General features: G+C 69.5%; 18 protein-coding genes. 11 read left to right on the top strand and 7 right to left on the bottom strand.

The genetic code is table 11. The features are described 5' to 3' along the window. Window positions 1–4 precede the first annotated feature (4 nt). The 4 genes from HH310_RS13340 to HH310_RS13325 are packed head-to-tail and all read right to left on the bottom strand — an operon-like array spanning window position 5 to window position 5964. The gene (locus HH310_RS13340; RefSeq protein WP_169175827.1) at window positions 5–1984 is read right to left on the bottom strand and encodes an MFS transporter; all 1980 of its coding nucleotides are present in this window, start codon (window positions 1982–1984) and stop codon (window positions 5–7) included. 1 nt (window position 1985) lies between these two features. Next, window positions 1986–5279 (bottom strand): ATP-binding protein, encoded by a 3294-nt coding sequence (locus HH310_RS13335; RefSeq protein ID WP_169175826.1) that lies wholly within the window; start codon window positions 5277–5279, stop codon window positions 1986–1988. Window positions 5280–5288: 9 nt separating this feature from the next. Then, the gene (locus HH310_RS13330) at window positions 5289–5666 is read right to left on the bottom strand and encodes a hypothetical protein (protein ID WP_169175825.1); all 378 of its coding nucleotides are present in this window, start codon (window positions 5664–5666) and stop codon (window positions 5289–5291) included. Between the two features lies 1 nt (window position 5667). Further along, the gene (locus HH310_RS13325) at window positions 5668–5964 is read right to left on the bottom strand and encodes a hypothetical protein (protein WP_169175824.1); all 297 of its coding nucleotides are present in this window, start codon (window positions 5962–5964) and stop codon (window positions 5668–5670) included. Window positions 5965–6324: 360 nt separating this feature from the next. Here HH310_RS13325 and folP point away from each other — a divergent pair, with 360 nt between their 5' ends. The 7 genes from folP (at window position 6325) to HH310_RS13290 (ending at window position 11019) form a co-directional block, all read left to right on the top strand. Beyond that, window positions 6325–7125 (top strand): dihydropteroate synthase, encoded by an 801-nt coding sequence (gene folP, locus HH310_RS13320; protein WP_169175892.1) that lies wholly within the window; start codon window positions 6325–6327, stop codon window positions 7123–7125. Between the two features lie 227 nt (window positions 7126–7352). Further along, window positions 7353–7748 (top strand): dihydroneopterin aldolase, encoded by a 396-nt coding sequence (folB, locus tag HH310_RS13315; RefSeq protein ID WP_169175823.1) that lies wholly within the window; start codon window positions 7353–7355, stop codon window positions 7746–7748. Then, window positions 7745–8272: a 2-amino-4-hydroxy-6-hydroxymethyldihydropteridine diphosphokinase gene (folK, locus tag HH310_RS13310; protein WP_169175822.1), complete on the top strand. Its 528-nt coding sequence runs from the start codon at window positions 7745–7747 to the stop codon at window positions 8270–8272. The genes folB and folK overlap by 4 nt, the downstream gene beginning before the upstream one ends. A gap of 35 nt (window positions 8273–8307) precedes the next feature. Then, entirely contained in the window at window positions 8308–8790 is a 483-nt protein-coding gene (locus tag HH310_RS13305) for a DUF3180 domain-containing protein (protein ID WP_169175891.1), read from the top strand. 123 nt (window positions 8791–8913) lie between these two features. Continuing rightward, window positions 8914–10152: an ABC transporter permease subunit gene (locus tag HH310_RS13300; protein ID WP_169175821.1), complete on the top strand. Its 1239-nt coding sequence runs from the start codon at window positions 8914–8916 to the stop codon at window positions 10150–10152. Window positions 10153–10183: 31 nt separating this feature from the next. Continuing rightward, complete coding sequence (locus HH310_RS13295; RefSeq protein WP_248293963.1) at window positions 10184–10471, top strand: Smr/MutS family protein; 288 nt, start codon at window positions 10184–10186, stop codon at window positions 10469–10471. Between the two features lie 56 nt (window positions 10472–10527). Continuing rightward, window positions 10528–11019, top strand: a complete 492-nt coding sequence (locus tag HH310_RS13290; protein WP_169175819.1) for a hypothetical protein — start codon at window positions 10528–10530, stop codon at window positions 11017–11019. A gap of 34 nt (window positions 11020–11053) precedes the next feature. On the opposite strand, the gene HH310_RS13285 is transcribed toward HH310_RS13290, so the two are convergent. After that, entirely contained in the window at window positions 11054–12058 is a 1005-nt protein-coding gene (locus HH310_RS13285) for an ABC transporter ATP-binding protein (RefSeq protein ID WP_169175818.1), read from the bottom strand. Between the two features lie 2 nt (window positions 12059–12060). On the opposite strand from HH310_RS13285, the gene HH310_RS13280 reads away from it, so the two are divergent. From HH310_RS13280 to HH310_RS13265, 4 genes are all read left to right on the top strand, one after another. Further along, on the top strand, window positions 12061–12783 hold the full coding sequence (locus HH310_RS13280) for an ABC transporter permease (RefSeq protein WP_169175817.1): 723 nt from the start codon (window positions 12061–12063) through the stop codon (window positions 12781–12783). After that, window positions 12780–13493: an ABC transporter permease gene (locus HH310_RS13275; protein WP_169175816.1), complete on the top strand. Its 714-nt coding sequence runs from the start codon at window positions 12780–12782 to the stop codon at window positions 13491–13493. Before HH310_RS13280 ends, HH310_RS13275 begins: the two co-directional genes overlap by 4 nt. Window positions 13494–13632: 139 nt before the next feature. After that, the gene (locus tag HH310_RS13270) at window positions 13633–14631 is read left to right on the top strand and encodes a glycine betaine ABC transporter substrate-binding protein (RefSeq protein WP_169175815.1); all 999 of its coding nucleotides are present in this window, start codon (window positions 13633–13635) and stop codon (window positions 14629–14631) included. Between the two features lie 130 nt (window positions 14632–14761). Further along, entirely contained in the window at window positions 14762–16069 is a 1308-nt protein-coding gene (locus HH310_RS13265) for a hypothetical protein (protein WP_169175619.1), read from the top strand. A gap of 3 nt (window positions 16070–16072) precedes the next feature. Here the strand turns inward: HH310_RS13265 and HH310_RS13260 are convergent, their stop codons facing one another. Together HH310_RS13260 and HH310_RS13255 are read right to left on the bottom strand one after the other, a co-directional pair. Further along, window positions 16073–17158 carry an NADH-quinone oxidoreductase subunit D gene (locus HH310_RS13260; protein ID WP_248293981.1) on the bottom strand — a complete coding sequence of 362 codons (1086 nt, stop codon included), beginning with the start codon at window positions 17156–17158 and terminating at the stop codon, window positions 16073–16075. A gap of 59 nt (window positions 17159–17217) precedes the next feature. Continuing rightward, the gene (locus tag HH310_RS13255; protein ID WP_169175890.1) at window positions 17218–18156 is read right to left on the bottom strand and encodes an SAM-dependent methyltransferase; all 939 of its coding nucleotides are present in this window, start codon (window positions 18154–18156) and stop codon (window positions 17218–17220) included. Window positions 18157–18192: the final 36 nt, after the last annotated feature.

Here is an 18192-nt window from a genome sequence, read left to right as displayed (position 1 = left end):
GTGATCACTTGGCCTCGGAACGCACCCGCGGTGTCGCCGGTTCGTTGGTCGTCGAACCGGTCTCCGGCCGGTAGATCGCGTACGAAGCAGGCTGCTCGGCCACGTCCGGTTCGGTCCACGTGGTGGTCGGACGCGTGGGGGTCTCGCGACGTGCGGGTGAAGCGGCCGTGACCGGCGCCGTCGCCGGTGACGGAGTGCTTTCGGCGACGGGCTCGCGACCATCGGGCCGCGGTTGGGCGGGAACGCCGTCGGGCCGCGATCCGGTCCCGGCGGGCGCGATGTCACCATGGCTCGGCGTGGAGTGCGACGGGTCTTCGAGTCTTGCTTCGGGACGTAGGTGGCCCTGGTCGACGTAGACCGTGCGTTTGGTCTTGCCGACGACCGTTTCGCGACCCTCCTCGTTGGCATTCTCGATCTTCGAGGCCTCGCGCGCATCTCGGAAGAACCGGCGTTGCCACGAGCCGCCGGCGGCGATTTCCCGGGCGCCGTCCCGGCCGCCGAGTTGGGTGATCCGCCGATAGGGGCGCAACAACAGCCAGCCGACGACGCCGCAGAGGAACACGAGCACGACCTGCAGCCAGCCGGGGAGACTGGCCGTATTCATGATGAGGTCGACGGCGAACAGGTAGATCGCCGCGCCGGTGCCGAAGATCGCGATGTTGAAGACGGCGGCGACGACGGCATTGCCGAGCCGGCGGATTCCCGCACTGGCCGGACGAAGAAGGCCAACAGTGCCCAGGATCGGGGCCGCGATGACGGCCCATCGGAAGATTAGGAAGCCCAGAAGGACCAAGATCGACGCGGTCAGATCAAACAATGCGAACATAACGGCGGCCAGGACGGCGATGAATCCTGCACCGATCCGGTCCATGCCGTTGACACCCTGCAGGTACTCATACGCCTCAGGATCTTCCTGTTTAATCTGCTCGGCTACTCTTTCCCACTGTGCTTTCTTGGCGTCAAGAACACCGTCTCTGGTAGCCGGATTGTCCCGAATCCGTTGGGCTTCCTCCCACGTAAGAGACCGGGCGTCGTAGAGAGCCATTCCATATTTCTGTGCGGTCTCGCTGTCGGACGAGCCGAGCAGTCCACGAAGCCAGTTTCGGTAAAGCATTGTCTCGGTCGCGGTGTCGCTGGCCCTCACTGCGGGCGGACGGTTGTCCTCACATGCGTTGCCGCCGAGGGCACATGTCGCGGGTGGAGCCGCCGGCCGGGGACCGACTGCCTCATGGACAACGTTCAGCGTTGTGACCAGGGTGCCGTCGGCAATGTTCGCAGACCGAACTGGCCAGGCGGCAATAGCGGTCACGGCAACCATCACAAAGATAGCCCAGCCCGCCGTGGTGGCGGCGGCGCCCATTTCAGCCTGGCGTGACCGCCAAAGCAGGTACAGCCCGACGATGGCCAGCGTTATGACCCCGAAGACGCTGAAGACCTTCTCGTACACCGCTTTGGTTGCCTGGTCGACGAGCGGATCCGCCCATCCCCACAATGCTTGCGGGTTCCATGCCCGTTCACGCAACGCGTTGGATGCGCCGATCACCGCCGTGGCCATCATGAACTCGCCGTTGGCGACGGTCGTTTCAAATTTGTACTCCGGGTCGACCAATGTGGAGGCGCAACCGCTGTCCAGATCGTACGTGGAATAGCTGTATCCCGCGTATCCGTAGTCGCTGTACAGGCCGGGCAAGCTCGTTTTTGCCTTGGCGGACTCCGGTTGCTCGGCGAACCAGCCGGCCAATCCGGAGTCCGGCGTGCTGGGCGTCGGCGGGTTCAGGCACTGAGCCCGATCCTCTCCCACGTCCGTCAGGCGCTTCACGCAGCCCGGAATGTCCTGCTGCCACTCCTCCACACTGCACGCCCCACCCGGCGCCCGCACCGGTGCCGCCACCGCCACTCCGGGCGGCGCCGCCACCGCCCAGACGATCGACGCCACGATGACGATGAACATCGTCGTCAGCAGCGCCAACCCCCGCCGCAGCATCTCAAACCTCCAGGTCGGACGGCGACATCGGAAGAGCCGTCGGCGCCTTCGCGACCGTCGGTGTCGTGTCGAGGTGGTCCAGCAGGCCCTCAACGTACGACACGTCCACGCGCACCTTCTGCACGCGCCCGTCCACGTCCCGCATGACGAACTCACGGAAGCCGAGCCGCGCCGAGGAGGAGGTGTCCACCTGCGACAACGAGGCCAGCGTCGCCTCGTACCCGTCGTGCACCGGCACCCGGAGCAGCCGCAGCGCCTCGGACGCGATCTCCTGGTCCTCCGCGATCCGGCCGACGAACACCGTCGACACCAGGTTTTGCACGTCCAGGCCGAGGATGTCGCGCGGGTTCTGCGAGGCGACCAGTGCGGCCAGGTTCCACTTGCGGGAGTCGCGGGCGAGCCGCACCAGGAACGACCGGCCGGACCGCCAGCCCTCCATGAAGTGCGCCTCGTCCAAGCCGACCATCTTGCGCGTCGACATCGAGCCGCCGTACGAGCGCCGGACCGCCAGCCGGTGTGCCGTGTGCAGCATCGGCAACGCCAGCGACTCCTCCGCCGACCAGTACTCCCGCTCGATCTTCAGGTCGGGCAGTCGCAGGCCGGCCATGGTGATCACGGTGAGGGCCGCGTCGGCGCCGAGCAGGTGCTGTGGCGGCGAACCGAAGAACAGCAGCGCCAGCGGCATCTCGGCCGTGTCGAGGAGCAGGTTGGCCAGCTCCTTGCCCTCGTCGTCGTCCAGTCCGGCGAGCGTGCGGACCACGTCGTCGAGTGTGGACGACTCCTCGGCCGGGACCTGCCGGACGGCGTGCCGCAGCAGCGTCGCGGTCGACGCCTCCTTGGCCACCTGCGGCGGCACCAGCATCGAGCAGATGTCCTGCACCAGCATGCGGCGTTCGGCGCGGGCGTTGGAGACCGAGATCTCGTACTCGCGGTCGCCGCCGGGCCCGGTCGGGAACTCGGAGCGGACCGGGGTCGGGATCAGCGCGTACGGCGCCAGCGTCCCCTGCTCGGATCCGGTCAGGTTCAGCACCCGCGAGTAGGGCCGCAGCTCCGGCATGTCGCACAGCCGGGCCAGCGGGCCGGACGGGTCGAGCAGCGTCACCTGCACCCCACGGCGGGCGTTCAGGTAGCCGAGCGCGCCCATCAGCGTCGACTTGCCACCGCCCGGCTCGGCCACCATCACGCCGAGGCCGGACCGTTCGCGTACCTCCATCGGGAAGTGCAGGTCGAGGAAGACCGGACGGCGGCAGGTTCCCGACGTACGCCCGATCAGGTCCCCACGCCGGTCACCCACCGTGGACGCGGCTTGCGGAACCGCCGCGGCCAGCAGCTTCACCGGCATGCGCCGCACGTATCCGGTGTTCGCGATCGGCTCGCCCGGGATGAACTCGCGGGCCAGCTGGTCCTGGTTCTTCGGGTGCTGCAGCGAGATTCGCAGCTCACGCGAGTACAGCTGGATGAGCCGGCGGGCCCGTTCCAGGCATTCCTCGCGGGTGGCGCCGCCGACCGCGATCCGGTGCCAGCCGTGCGCGCGGGCCGACTCGACCGGCAGCCCGGTGGTCATCTCGTCGCCGATCACCAGCGCGCGCTTGGCGAGGCGTTCGAGTTCCGGCGGTGCGTCGATGCCGTGCTCGGCGTAGTCGAGCTGCTGCGACCGGATCATCCGGAGCCGGTGCTCGAGGTTCTTGAACGAGCTGCCCGAGCCGAGGATGTCGATGCGCGAGGAGATCTCCATCGGCCACGGCAGGCGCTCGTGGAAGTGCAGCCACGGCTCGTGCTTCTCGGGGATCTCCAGCGGTTCCATCCGGCCGACGGACAGGACGGCGACGTGCCTTTCTTCGCCGGTCATCCGGTTGACCAGCTTCACCGTCGACCCGTACGGCGTACGGTAGCGCTCGACCTGCTCGGTGAGCGCCAGCAGATCACCGGTTTCCCACTGCCCGTTGGAGATCGGCGACAGTGGACCGGGCGGCGCCATGCACAACGCCACCGACCGGAACAGCAGCCATTCGAGCTCCTGCGGGGTGACCCGGCGCCCGCGCATGCCGAACGCGTTCAGCACCTCGTCGAACTGCTCGACGGTGCGTCCCAGCTTGCGCCGTTCGCTGTCCGAGGTGCCGCGGCCGAACATCCGCAGGATCCGCTCGGAGAACGTGTTGCCCAGCGAGCGCCGCGCGAACGTCACCCCCAGGTACGTCTGGCCCTCGGCGTGGTTGACCGACAGCAGGTGCCGCTGGGCCGCGACCAGGTGATCCGACCACGAGGTGGCGCCGTGCACGTCGGGCAGCGGCTTGGCGGTGAACGAGTCCATCGTCCGCGCCCACTCGTCCGCCGGGAACGGCCGGTTCGTGCGCCGCAGATGCAGCCGGAAGCCGGCCAGTCCGGCGTACTGCTCGGAGATGGCGCTGAGCAACGCCTCGCGCTCCGCGTCCGGGCGGAACGCCCAGCGCACCTCGGGCAGGTGATACCAGGCGGTGACCGTGCTCTGGGTGAAGGTCAGATGCCCGGCGATCTCGCTGATCGCCAGCTCCAGCGCCGGGTCGCGGTCGTTGAACTTGAGCTTGTGCGGGCGAAGCTGGGTGTCCTTGCGCGGCCGGACGGGAAGATTTTCCGGGCGCTTGGCCGGCGCCTTCTCACGGCGCTTGGCGGGTGCTTTCTCGGTGAGCGGCACCGGCAGCGGCGGTTCCACATGATCCGCCGGCGGTGCACCCACGGTCTGCGGATCCGGCTCGGCGACCGGCGGCGCGAGCGGGGCCGGAGCCGTGGCGACAGCGGGCGGCGCAGGCCACCCGTCGAAGTCGGGCCATTCCTCATAATCCGAGGCGGCCGCCGACTCGTCGAAGAAGTCCGGCTCGGGCCCGACCGGCGCACGTTCGACCGGCGCCTCCTCATCGGACTCGACCGACGACCCGGAAACCACCGACGCCCCGGAAACCACCGGCGGCGGCACAAAAGCCCGAGCAGGCGGACCCGAAACCGGAGCAGGCGGACTCGAAACCGGAGCAGGCGGAGTCGAAACGGGAGCGGGCGCCGGCGGACTCCCCGTCCCCCCGAAGAGATCGAGGAACGGCGAATCGATGTCCAGCGACGTGTCCACCGTGGCGGTGCGCGGACGGACCGGCTGCGGCGCCTGGAACACACCCACCGCGCCGTGTCCCGGGGCAGCGACGAGCTCCTCGGCGCTTTCGTCCGCGGTATCTGGCGAAGAGTAACCATTCGATCGCACACCGTTACTCTGCCTCGCCGACGCAAGCGAGTCCGCGCGGGGATCCCCCGGCGGGAGTGATCCAGTCATGCCGGGCCCTCACCTACGCGCATTGGGAACCAACTCCTCCCGGACTCGGATACGAGTGGCGACGAGTCGTGGATCGCGTTGCTCGACCGCCGGTTCGCGTGTGCGGCGCCAGTCGGTGAGCGCGGTGCGGATGACCACCCGGGCCGGGCGATCGGGATCGACGTGCCGGAACACGTAGGACGTGGTGACCATCGCGAGCGCGATCTCCCACGCCGGGAACGGGTCGAACCGGAACGTGATCAGGTAGTGCGCGAGCATGAACAGCGGAACCAGCGCGACGAACATGCCGTACTGCGCGTACGGCAGGTGGATGGGCAGCGTGTACCCGGGCGGCCCCAGGTAAACCAAGCGCGCCCGATAGATGTCGTCGTCGGTGCGGAGCCTCATCTCAGTTGAAGATCAGGTCGATGAGGTAGTCGCCGACGAAGAACAGGGTCGCCGCACCGGCGATGAACGCTAGGCCCACGATCGCGATGGCGGAGCTGGTCAGCACCTTCGAGATCTCACCCCGGCTGGCGCGTCCAATGAAGATCACGCCAAGCGCCGCGAGCAGGATCGGCGCGATGTTACGGGCGAAGAAGCTGACGACGCCCTGGGTGTCGATGCCCTTGGGTTGGTCGGGCGCGGCGAGCGTGGCCTGCTGAACCGCCTCGACAGCGTGTCTGGCGAGCTCGGTGGCGATCATCGGTAAACCTCCAAGTGCCCGGGTAGGGGATTCCGGACACGCTGCAGTTGTGAAGCCTCGCGGCAACGCCCATATCGTGCTACTTGCAGTCCACCGCGTCGAGTGAGCCGTTTGGGCACTGCCATGCTCGTCTGCTCTCTTCGGTCCCTTCATGATGCCCAGTTCCGAAGAGTACGGGCCGTACTTCTTAGCTACAAGCGTCGGAAACGTTACGCAAGGTTACTGCATGCATGAAAATGAGTCACCATCGGTCGTACATATGTTCGACAAAGCATTGAGCCGTACCCTCGTCGTGTGACGACTAGGCGGACCGGCTCGCAGGTCAGGACCACGGATATCGGGAAAGATCACCCGGTCGTGATGGGCGTCCTGAACGTCACGCCGGATTCCTTCTCGGATGGTGGACGCTTCGCCGATGTGGACGCCGCCGTCGCGCACGGGATCTTGTTGCACCAGCAGGGCGCGGACATCATCGACGTGGGCGGCGAGTCGACCCGTCCGGGTGCCGAGCGCGTCGACGCCGCGACCGAGATCGCCCGCGTGGTGCCGGTCATCAGCCGGCTGGCCGAGGCGGGCGTGCCGATGAGCATCGATACCACCAGGGCCAAGGTCGCCGAGGCCGCGCTGGACGCCGGCGCCGTGGTGATCAACGACGTGTCCGGCGGCCTGGCCGATCCGGCGATGGGCACGCTCGCGGCCGATGCCCACTGTCCGTGGATCCTGATGCACTGGCGCGGTCATTCCATGAACATGAATGAACTGGCCGTATATAAGGACGTGGTGGCCGAGGTCCGCGACGAGCTGAGCGCCCGGGTGGCTGCCGCGTTGCGGGCCGGCGTCGCCCCCGAGCAGCTCATCCTCGACCCGGGCATAGGCTTCGCCAAGAAGGCCGAGCACAACTGGGAAATCAGCGCACACCTGGACGAATTGATAGATCTCGGTTTCCCGGTGCTCTTCGCCGCCAGCCGCAAGACCTACCTGGGCCGCCTTCTCGCCGATGAGCAGGGACATCCGCGCCCGGTCGACGAGCGCGAGGCTGCCACAATTGCCACCACGATCCTGGCCGTCGCCGCCGGGGTCTGGGGCGTGCGCGTCCACGAGGTCCGCGCCACCGTCGACGCGATCAAGGTCTGGCGCGCCACCGGCTCACCACGCCTGTAGTGATCAACAACACCCAGGATCAAGAGCCGGATGTCGCAGCGGGGTGGTGGGTGCGGACCGTCGCTCCCGCCGAGGGCCGAGCATGGGCGCGGGGCGCCCAGAACACTCGGCGACGTGCGTGATTGGTTGCGCCCAAGACCCCTGGCAGGGTGGAGGCCGACGCACAGCGTGCCCGACGGCGACGCGCCACGATGCGGCACGCTGGACGACGAGAGGGGGACAGGAACGTGACGGGTCGGATCACGCTCACCGGGCTGCGCGCCCACGGGCGCCACGGGGTCTACGACTTCGAACGCGAGGCCGGCCAGGACTTCGTCGTGGACGTGCGGCTCGATCTCGATCTGGACAAGCCGGCCGCCACCGACGACGTGGCCGACACGATCCACTACGGCGAGCTGGCCGAAAAGCTGGTCGCGGTGATCGGCGGCGAACCGGTCAACTTGATCGAGACACTCGCCGACCGGCTGCTGGCAGTCTGCCTCGACGATCCGCGGGTGGCGGTCGCCGAGGTGACCGTCCACAAGCCGCAGGCCCCGATCCCGCACGAGTTCGCCGACGTGGCCGTGACGATGCGCCAAGAACGGTCGGCATGGGTCGAGCTGATGCGCGGGAGGCGGTCGTGAGCCGCGCGGTGCTGTCGATCGGCAGCAACCTGGGGGACCGTCGCCGCAATCTCGAGCAGGCGGTCCGGCTGCTCGGCAACTGTGTGGTCAAGGCGTCCGGCGTCTACGAGACACCGCCGTGGGGTGATCCGGACCAACCGGCGTACCTGAACGCGGTCTTGCTCGTCGCGGATCCGAAGGCCGCGCCGCACGACTGGCTGGACCGCGCCCGCGCCTGCGAGGCCGCCGCCGGCCGGGTCCGTGATCCGCAACGCCGGTTCGGTCCGCGCAGCCTCGACGTGGACGTCATCGCGGTCTGGGACGCCGACGACGAGCCGGTGATCAGCGATGACCCGGAGCTGACGCTGCCGCATCCGCGCGCGCACCAGCGGGCCTTCGTGCTGCAGCCATGGATCGACATCCAGCCGTACGGGCAACTGCCCGGTCACGGCTGGCTCACCGACCTGCTGAACGAACCCGAGATTTCGGACGACGTGGCGGGAATGACCGCCCGACCCGAAATCGCACTAGAGTCAAGAACGTGAGCAGCAATCCCCAGGCACCGAGGTCGGACCCGTCGATGCGGCCGACCAGCGTCTCGGTGCTGATCGTCGCCGCGCTCGCCGCCGCCGCGCTGGCCTGGCTGCTGCTGGCCGCGTTCTACGGCTCGATCGGGCCCAACCTGCCCTGGTCACCCGCGATCGTGCTGGCCGTGCTCGCGGTCGCCGAGACGTTACTGGCGCAGAACACGAGCGCCCGCATCCAGCGCAAGCCCGGCACCCCGCCGGTCGATCCGCTGGCGGTGGCCCGCTACGTCGCTTTAGCCAAGGCATCCGCGCTGGTCGGCGCGCTTTCCTCGGGTTTCTCGGCGGGCCTGGTGGCCTGGCTGTCGGTGGCCGGGACGGAGGCGGCGCACGACGATCTGCCCGCCGGGATCGGCGGTCTCGTCGCGGCGCTGATGCTGGTCGGCGCGGCATTGTGGCTGGAGCGCGCGTGCCGCATCCCGGAGCAGCCCGATTCCGAGGACGAGGACGACCCGGACCGCTCGCCCGGCCGCCGCTGAAGCATCACTCCGGTCTTGAACTGAGACCAACTCGTATCCGTATGCTGCACTGTGCACGAGCAGGCGCTCGGCAGAGTTCTGGGTGCGCGGCGATCCCACGTCGGCGCACGAGGAGGCGCGACGATGGCGTACGACGACACGACCTTTCGTCGGAGTGAGGAACAGCCGTCGGATCCGGCCGCCTACCGGGCGAACGCCCTGGCCGCCGAGCAGCGCCGCCGCGCCGACGAAGTCGCGGCCGCCGAGACCGACACCACCACCGGCAGCCTGAGCCCGATCGGCCCCGAGGACGACGGTCGCGACCGGCTCGGCATCCACCTGGGCTGGGAGGTCGTGCTGCTGCTCGGGGCCGCCGCGATCGGGTTCCTGCTCTGGCGGGTGGACGCGGACGCGCTGAAGCGCCCGGCCCTGGACAACCTGCTGGTCACCGGGGCCGCGATCGGCCTGCTCGCGATGGGCGCCGGGCTGACGCTGCGCGCCGGCGTGCCGAACCTGGCGCTCGGCCCGATCGCGCTGGCCGCCGCCCTGCAGTACGCGGAACAGGGCGACCAGGGCCTGGTCAAGGCCGCGGTGCCGGCGATCATCTTCGCGGCGGCCGGCGGCATCGTGGTCGGCCTGCTCATTCTGGTGCTGCACGTGCCGGGCTGGGCCGCGACGCTCGCCGCCGGGCTCGGGGTGATCGTCTTCGACCAGCTGCGCACCGCCCCGGTCCGGGTACAGGGCGACTTCGACCCGACCAACCAGGCCTTCTTCATCTTCGGCGGCTTCGCCTTGCTGGCCGTGATCGGCGGCGCGCTCGGCACGATCACGCCACTGCGCCGCTGGCTGGGCGGGATGCGCGCGTCCGGGGACCCGGCCCGCCGCCGTGGCGCCGTGGTCGCCGCCCCGGTGCTGCTCTCGCTGGCGCTGTCGTCGATCTTCGCGGTCGGCGCCGGCATCCTGATGGCGGCGCAGTCGACCGGGCCGGTCGTCCCGGGCACCGGCATCGAGTGGACCGGCATCGCGATCGGGCTCGCCCTGCTGGCCGGGACCAGCGCGTACGGGCGGCGGGGTGGGATTTTCGGCACGCTGTTCGCGGTCGTCGGGCTGACCCTGTTCCTCGACTACAACGTCCGCAAGGACCTGCAGATCTCGCTCTTCGCGATCGCCGCCTGCCTGCTCGGCGCCGGCCTGCTCATCACGCGTCTGGTCGAGACGTACGGGCGGCCGCTGCCCCCGCGCGTCGAGGACTGGAACGCGGCGCCCACCTCCGGTGTGGAGAACTGGAACCCGGACCTGCCGGGCAGCTGGACGTCGCCGGGCGCCACCCCGGTGACCCAGGAGGACCGTTGGGACGACGGACCTTGGGGATCTAAGCGCTGACCTCGTGGGCAGGCACCTTATGCTTGCCCGCATGACCTCTCCAAGCTTCGCCGAGCTGGACGCCCTGCCCACCGAGGAGCTGCGCGAGCTGGCCTTCACGCGGGCCCGCGAGCACCTCGACGTCCGGTTCTTCTGGTCGCTGCTCAAGCGCCTGCCGGACTCCGAGAACGCGTCGGAGCTGGACGGGGCGCCCAACACGATCGGCCCGATCGTCGACGAGGCCGTCGCGCTGTTCCGCGAGTTCGAGGGTCACGGCTACGGCGACCAGGAGCCGGTGCTCCGCGCCAAGTTCATCGACTACCTGCAAAAGCACCGCTGACCAGGGCATTTACCGGCGTCGTTTGAAAGTTGCGGTGCTCCGGGAATTAGCGGGGCATGGCTCTCGGGAATCGTTACAAGTCTGCGACCGGTGCGGGCACCATCGCCGCGCTCATCCTGGTGCTCGTCTTCGGCAGTCCCTGGTATTCGGACTGGGTCAACGACGGGTCCAACACCAACCCCAACTCGGCCGGCGGCTGGTTCCTGCGTCTGCTCGCCTGGCCGCACTGGGAATTCAACTCCAACGACTCGCTGCGCAACGTGATCGTGGGCGACCTCCGGGCGATCCTGGTGGTCGTGCTGGCGGCGTTGTTCCTGTTCCTGCTGCCCGGCTCGCAACTGGCCCGGGCCCGGGGCACCCTCAGCCAGTTCTTCGCCGGCTGGGGTGCGTACATCTTCGCCGGAAGTTTCGCCGCCCTGCTGGCCACGTTGTTCCTGCGTAACCCCTCGATGCTCAGCGCGTTCCAGGCGGCCGGCGGCGGCGCCCAGTACGGCTTTTTCGTGGGCTGGATCGTGGGGCTCGCCACGCTCGGCGGCTATCGGAAGTGACCACGAGGCCGGGGTGCCCGCCCCGGCCTCGCGATCAGGCCGTCTGCCGTTCCGGGTCGGCGAAGACCGACGCCCGGGCCACCACGCCCACCGCGCGGTCGCCGTCGACCACCACGACCTCGGCGGCGTCGGCCGTCAGCATGACGGCGAGCGCGTCGTAGAGCGTGCCGGTCACATCCACCGTCGGCCGGTCCCCGGCCGGCTCACCGTTGGACAGCGGGCGCATCGTGTCCCGCACCCGGGTCACCGCGAGCCGCCGGATGCCCCGGTCCGCGCCCACGAAGTCGGCAACCGCAGGCGTTGCCGGGTGACTGAGCAGCTCCGCGGGCGGGGCGTACTGCCGCAGCGCGCCGTTCTCGCCGAGCACCGCGATCCGGTCGCCGAGCCGCACCGCCTCGTCGATGTCGTGGGTGACCAGCACGACCGTCTTGCGCACCGTCTCCTGCAGCTTGAGAAACTCCTCCTGCAGCCGCCCCCGCGCGATCGGGTCGACCGCGGAGAACGGCTCGTCCATTAAGAGCACGAGCGGGTCCGCGGCCAGCGCGCGAGCCACCCCGACCCGCTGCCGCTGACCACCGGAGAGCTCGTGCGGATAGCGCTTCGAATACCGGGCCGGGTCGAGCCCGACCAGATCGAGCAGCTCGTCGGCGCGCGCGTTGATCCGGTTCTTGTCCCAGCCCAGCAGCCGCGGCACCGTGCCGATGTTGGTGCGGATGTTCTGGTGCGGGAAGAGACCCACGTTCTGGATCACATAGCCGATATGGCGGCGGAGCTCGTTCGGGTCCTGCTCCATCACGTTCCGGCCGTCGACCAGGATGCGCCCCTTGGTCGGCTCGATCAGCCGGTTGATCATGCGCAGGATCGTCGACTTGCCGCCGCCCGAGGGCCCGATCAGCACGGTCAGCTCGCCGGGGCGTACCTCAAGGCTGAAATCGCCGACCGCGACCGTACCGTCCGGGTATGTCTTGCCCACGTTCTCGAGAGTGATCGGCGCCGCGCTCCGGGCAGGCCCGGAATCGTTGATCGCGGTAGCGTCCACTTATGTCCTTCCTGTCGTGGGGCCCGGCGGCCGCTGTGCCGCTGGCCGCACCCGCCGAAGACGGGCCGGGAAATCCGTGGTTCTCGTGGCAGTACATCCACGACAACGCCGACACCCTCGGTAGCGCCCTGCTCTTCCATGCGGGCCTCACCGCCCGGGCGGTGATCTTCGCATTGATCGTTGCTCTGCCGCTCGCGGTCCTGGCCTACTGGATCAGACCGCTGACCGGCCCGATTCTTGCACTCTCCGGTGTTCTCTACACGATCCCTTCGCTGGCCCTGCTCGCGCTACTCGCCCCGTTGATCGGGACGACCAGCGACTGGGCGGTACTCATCGCCCTTGTCCTATATGCCCTGCTTGTTTTGATCCGCAACTTCCTGACCGGGCTCACCTCGGTGCCCGACGAGGTGCGCGAGGCCGCGACCGGGATGGGCTACAGCCGATTCGGCCGCCTGCTGCGGGTGGAGCTGCCGCTCGCCCTACCCGGCATCTTCACCGGCTTACGGCTGGCCACCGTGTCCACGGTCGCCCTGGTCACGGTCGGTTCGCTGATCGGCAAGGGGGGACTGGGCGAGCTGATCCTGGGCGGATTCCGCAACAACTTCTACAAGGCTGAGATTCTCACCTCAACTATTTTGGTCGTCGCCCTGGCGCTCGTCCTGGACCTGATCCTCGCCCTGCTCGGCAGGCTGCTCACGCCGTGGACCAGGAGGCGGACGTCGTGAACTATTTCAGTCAAGCCCTGACCTGGCTCAACGACCCGCTGAACTGGACCAACCCGGGTGGCCTGTTCGACCGGCTGATCGAACACCTGCAGATCACCGCGTGGGCGGTGCTGATCGGGTGCATCATCGGCTGGCCCATCGGGATCTGGCTCGGACACCGCGGCAAGGGCGGTGCCGCGGTCATCACGGTCGCCAATCTCACCCTGGCGGTGCCGACGCTGGCGTTGCTCACCATCCTGCCGCTGACCCCGCTCGGCTTCGGCCGGCCACCGGTGATCGTGGCGCTGGCCGTCTTCGCGGTGCCGCCACTGCTCGCGAACGCGTACACCGGGCTGCGCTCGATCGACCCGGAGACGATCGAGGCGGCCAAGGGCATGGGCCTGTCCGGCGGGCAGGTGCTGCGCCGCGTCGAGTTGCCGCTCGCGGTGCCCTATCTCGCGGCCGGGCTACGCACCGCCGCGGTTCAGGTGGTGGCGACGGCGGCTCTTGCAACATTTGTTAACGGCGGCGGACTCGGCGAGATCATTGCGGCCGGATTCGGCCTCGGAATCAATGTCGGAGGCGGCCAGATTGTTGCGGGAGGCATCGTTGTGGTGGCTCTCGCATTAATTGTCGAAGGACTGCTCGCACTCGTACAACGCCTGGTCACGCCCGCTCCGCTACGTGCCGTGAAGCGTCGCCGCCCGGTTCGCGCGACCTCGGTCGGGTAACGGAGTCGCATCTTTCCGCGAAGTTGTCATACCCAGCGGGTAGACACATCAGGGCATAGATACGGGCATCGCGGTTTGACTGCCCGTCGGACACGCGGCGCGCTCCACCCGAGCGCGCCGGGACACAGAAGGCGGCAGTATGCGTCGACACCTCATCCTGATGGCCGTTGCCACCACGGCGGCGGGCCTCACGCTCGCCGGCTGCGGTGGCGCCGGCTCTTCCGGCACGGCGGCTCCGCCCTCGGCTGCTTCGGGGCAGGGTTGCGCCCCGGTCGCGGGCGACACCTTGACCGTGCTGACCGACGACAAGCACCTGCAGAACAGCGACAACGTTGTTCCCGCGATCAACGCGAAGGCATCGTCGCCGCAGTTGATCGCCGCGCTCGACAAGGTCTCCGCAGCGCTCGACACGACCAAGCTGATCGCGCTGAACAAGGCGGTCGACATCGATCGCAAGACCTCCAAGGCCGCGGCCACCGAGTTCCTCACGACCAACAACGTGCTGGCTGGCATCCAGAAGGGTCCCGGCGGCAAGATCACGATCGGCGCGGCGAACTTCAGCGAGAACGCGACGCTCGGCGAGGTCTACAGCCAGGCGCTCACCGCCGCGGGCTACACGGTCACCGTGCAGCAGATCGGCAACCGGGAGCTGTACGAGCCCGCGCTGGAGAAGGGCGACATCGACGTCGTCCCGGAGTACGCGGCGACCCTCGCCACGTTCCTGGCCGGAAAGGTGAACGGAGCGAACGCGAAGGATCCGTCCTCGCCCGACCTCAACACGACCATGACCAACCTCAAGGCGCTCGGCGAGAAGCGTGGCCTGACCTTCGGCACCCCGTCGCAGGCTCAGGACCAGAACGCCTTCGCCACCACCACGGCGTTCTCCGACAAGTACGCGGTGAAGACGCTGTCCGACCTGGCCGCCAAGTGCTCCGGCGCGGCGACCGTGCTCGGCGGCCCGGCGGAGTGCCCCCAGCGCCCCAAGTGCCAGGCGGGCCTGGTGTCGGTGTACAACTTCCAGGCTGGCAAGTTCAGCAGCCTGGACGCGGGCGGACCGCTCACCAAGACCGCGCTCAAGCAGGGCACGATCAGCGTGGGCCTGGTGCTCAGCTCGGACGGGGCGCTAGCTGCGGGTTGATCCCGTTAAGGGCAAGTGCCGGGATATTTCATGATGTTGCCCGGTGCTTGCCCTTTTCGCCCAAGCCACCCTCTCGGTAGCATCAGCGCCCATGCCGGACCGGGACCCCGTGGCGGGACATAGCGCGCGAATGCTCCGTGGCCTCATCTGGACGGGCGTCGTGCTCGCTCCGTTGGCCGCGATCATCGTGCTGGTCGGCGGCGGCTCCGCCGTCCGATTCGCCGTGCTGCTCATGGCGGTCAGCGTCGTGCTGGTCGGCGCCTCGGTGCTGATCCGCAACGACCCGTCGCTGCAGCGGATGGACGTCGAGGACCGCGTCGCCGAGGAGGTGGCGGTGCTCCGGCGCGAGTTGCGCGCCGAGTTCGGCCAGCCCGGCCCCGGCCTCGGTCCGACCGAACCCGCCTACTTCCGCGAGCAGGCCGCGCCGGGGCAGGGCCCCGGCCCCGCGCCCCGATCTCCGGGCATGCTGCCGCGCCGCGAGCCCGGCACGGTCTCGGGCACCCGCCCGGCGGGCGCGCCGGCGCCGATGGGTGCGGGTCAGATGGGTGCGGGTCAGATGGGTGCGGGTCAGATGGGTGCGGGTCAGATGGGCGCCGCTGCTCCGATGGGACCAGGCCCGATGGGCGCGGCCCCGATGAATGCAACGACCACGATGGCTGCGGTGGATCCGATGGGTGCGGCAGCCCCGATGGGTGCAGGGCCGATGGGCGCCGGGCCGATGGGTGCCGGGCCGATGGGCGCCGGGCCGATGGGCGCAGGCCCGATGGGCGCAGCTCCGATGGGGGCTGGGCCGATGGGCGCGGCCCCGATGGGCGCCGGGCCGATGGGCGCGGCCCCGAACGGTGCGGCTCCGATGGGGGCTGGGCCGATGGGGGCTGGGCCGATGGGCGCGGCTGCTCCCGTGGGTGCCGCGGCCGTCGTTCCCCCGCAGGCACGCCAGCGCGGGGGCGCCGCGGTTCCGCCGCCCGCCCCACCCGCACCCCAGCAGCCCCGCGCGGCCGCGGCCGTTCGCCCCGGCGGCACCGAATACGGCCGCCCCGAGCCCCAGCCGACCGAGGGCTACGACGAATTCGGCGGCGAGCCCAGCGGCGAGGTCTACGGCACCACCTACGGGTCCGGAACGACCTACGGCGGCCAACAGGGCGGCGAGTACGGGCAGCCGGGCGGCGACTACGGCCACGAGGGCTACTACGACCAGAGCGGCGACGTCTACGCCGGCGGCTACCCCGAGGGCAACGAATACGGCGGCTACGACGAGCACCCGAGCGGCTACGACGGCCCGGCCAAGCCGGTCAGCGGCGACCCCAACTACCGCGCCAAACGGCACCGCCCCTCCGCCAACGACACCAACGTCGGCACGCTGGAGGACTTCGCCGAGTACGGCGGCTACAGCCGGTTCACCCAGCCCCGCTCGGAGGAGCGCTTCGGCCGCTGGTAGCCGCTACTTGTCGATGTCGCCGACCACGAAGAACATCGACCCGAGGATGGCGATCAGATCCGGCACCAGGCTGCCCGGGATCAACGTGGCCAGCGCCTGCACATTCGCGTACGAGGCGGTCCGCAGCTTGAGCCGCCACGGCGTCTTCTCGCCGCGCGAGACCAAGTAGTACCCGTTGATCCCGAGCGGGTTCTCGGTCCACGCGTAGGTGTGCCCCTCCGGCGCCTTGACCACCTTCGGCAGCCGCACGTTCACCGGGCCGGAGAGCTGGTCCAGCCGGTCCAGGCATTCCTCGGCGAGGTCCAGCGACACGTACGCCTGCTCGAGCAGCACCTCGAACCGCGCGTGGCAGTCCCCGGCCGTCCGGGTCACCACCGGCACGGTCAGCTGGTCGTACGCCAGATAGGGCTCGTCGCGCCGCAGGTCGAAGTCGAGCCCGCTGGCCCGCGCCACCGGCCCGGACGCCCCGTACGCCGCGGCCTGCTCGGCGGTGAGCACGCCGACCCCGACCGTACGGGCCAGGAAGATGTCGTTGTTGCGGATCAGGTTGTCCAGGTCGGGCAGTCCCTTGCGGACCGCCTTGATCGCCTGCCGGGTCCGCTTGCTCCACCCGGCCGGCACCTCCTCCTTGAGGCCGCCCACCCGGTTGAACATGTAGTGCATGCGGCCGCCGGAGACCTCCTCCATCACCGCCTGCAGGGTTTCCCGCTCGCGGAACGCGTAGAACATCGGGGTGATCGCGCCGATCTCCAGCGGGTACGACCCGAGGAACATCAGGTGGTTGAGCACCCGGTTCAGCTCGGCCAGCGCCATCCGCAGCCAGGTCGCCCGCTCCGGCACCTCGATGCCCATCAGCCGCTCGACCGCGAGCGCCACGCCCAGCTCGTTGGAGAACGCGGACAGCCAGTCGTGCCGGTTCGCCAGCACGATGATCTGCCGGTAGTCGCGCACCTCGAACAGCTTCTCGGCGCCGCGATGCATGTACCCGATGATCGGCTCGCACTCCACCACGCGCTCGCCGTCCAGCCGCAGCCGCAGCCGCAGCACGCCGTGCGTGGACGGGTGCTGGGGCCCGATGTTGAGCACCATGTCGGCGGTGTCGAGACCCGCGCCGGTACCGACGGTGATCTCGCGGAGCGAATCAGTCACTAAGGGATGCTCCCATGCTCGTCGATGCCGATCGTGTGCAGCAGCCACCAGTGTCCGCCGAGTCCCTCCGGTTCGGTGAGTTCGGCGGCGGCCCCGGCCGCGGAGAGCGCCCGCAGATACCCCACCGGGTCGGTGCGGGCGAGATCCAGCGGTGGCCGGGCGCCGTCGACCCCGAGCGCTCGCAGGGCCTCACGCTGGCGGATCATCCGGTACGGGGTTCCGGCCGCGGCCGCCACCGCATCCATCGCCACATGCGCCGTCAGGTCGCAGGTACCGTCCGGGACCGGCGTCACCTGGCGTCCGTCGCGGAAGGCGGTGAGCGTCCCGAGCGCCGGCCGTGACTCGCGCAGATGCCCGTAGTCGATGGCCAGCGCAGCGCCGCGCCGCACGTGGTGGACCGCGTCGGCCCAGGCCGTGTCCCGGGGCCAGCCGACCTCGGCCCGCCCCGGCCGCGGCCACCAGCGGGCCAGCCAGACCTCGTCGGCGGCGTCGGCCGCACCGCCCAGCGACTCCGAGCCTTTCTCGTCGACCAGCACCTTGCGCAGCCGCCCGGCATCGTCCACGTCGACCACGTCGAGCGGCACATTGTCCAGCCACTCGGTGGCCAGCAGCAGCCCGGTCACCTCGGCCGGCACGTCCCGCCGCCAGGCGATCCGGTCGTCGAGCCCGCGCGGCCGCGGCGCCACCTCGACCGCGGTCGCCCGGACCCGGTCCGGCAGATCCGGCAGCAGCGCGGCCAGCAACTCGCCGCGCCCGGCCCCGACATCGACCAGGTCGAACACCTCGGGCTTGCCGAGCGCCGCGTCCAGCTGCGAAATCAACCGCAGGATCGCGCCGGCGAACAGCGGCGAAGCATGCACACTTGTCCGGAAATGTCCGGCGGGTCCGTCGTCGTCGCGCACGAAAAACCCACCCGGCCCGTACAGCCCCCGCTGCATCGCCGCACGCCATCCGGTCACTCGGTCACCTTAGAA

The sequence above is a fragment of the Actinoplanes sp. TBRC 11911 genome (assembly GCF_012933445.1).
Taxonomy (GTDB): Bacteria; Actinomycetota; Actinomycetes; order Mycobacteriales; family Micromonosporaceae; genus Actinoplanes.
This window is presented reverse-complemented; position numbering and strand designations above follow the sequence as displayed.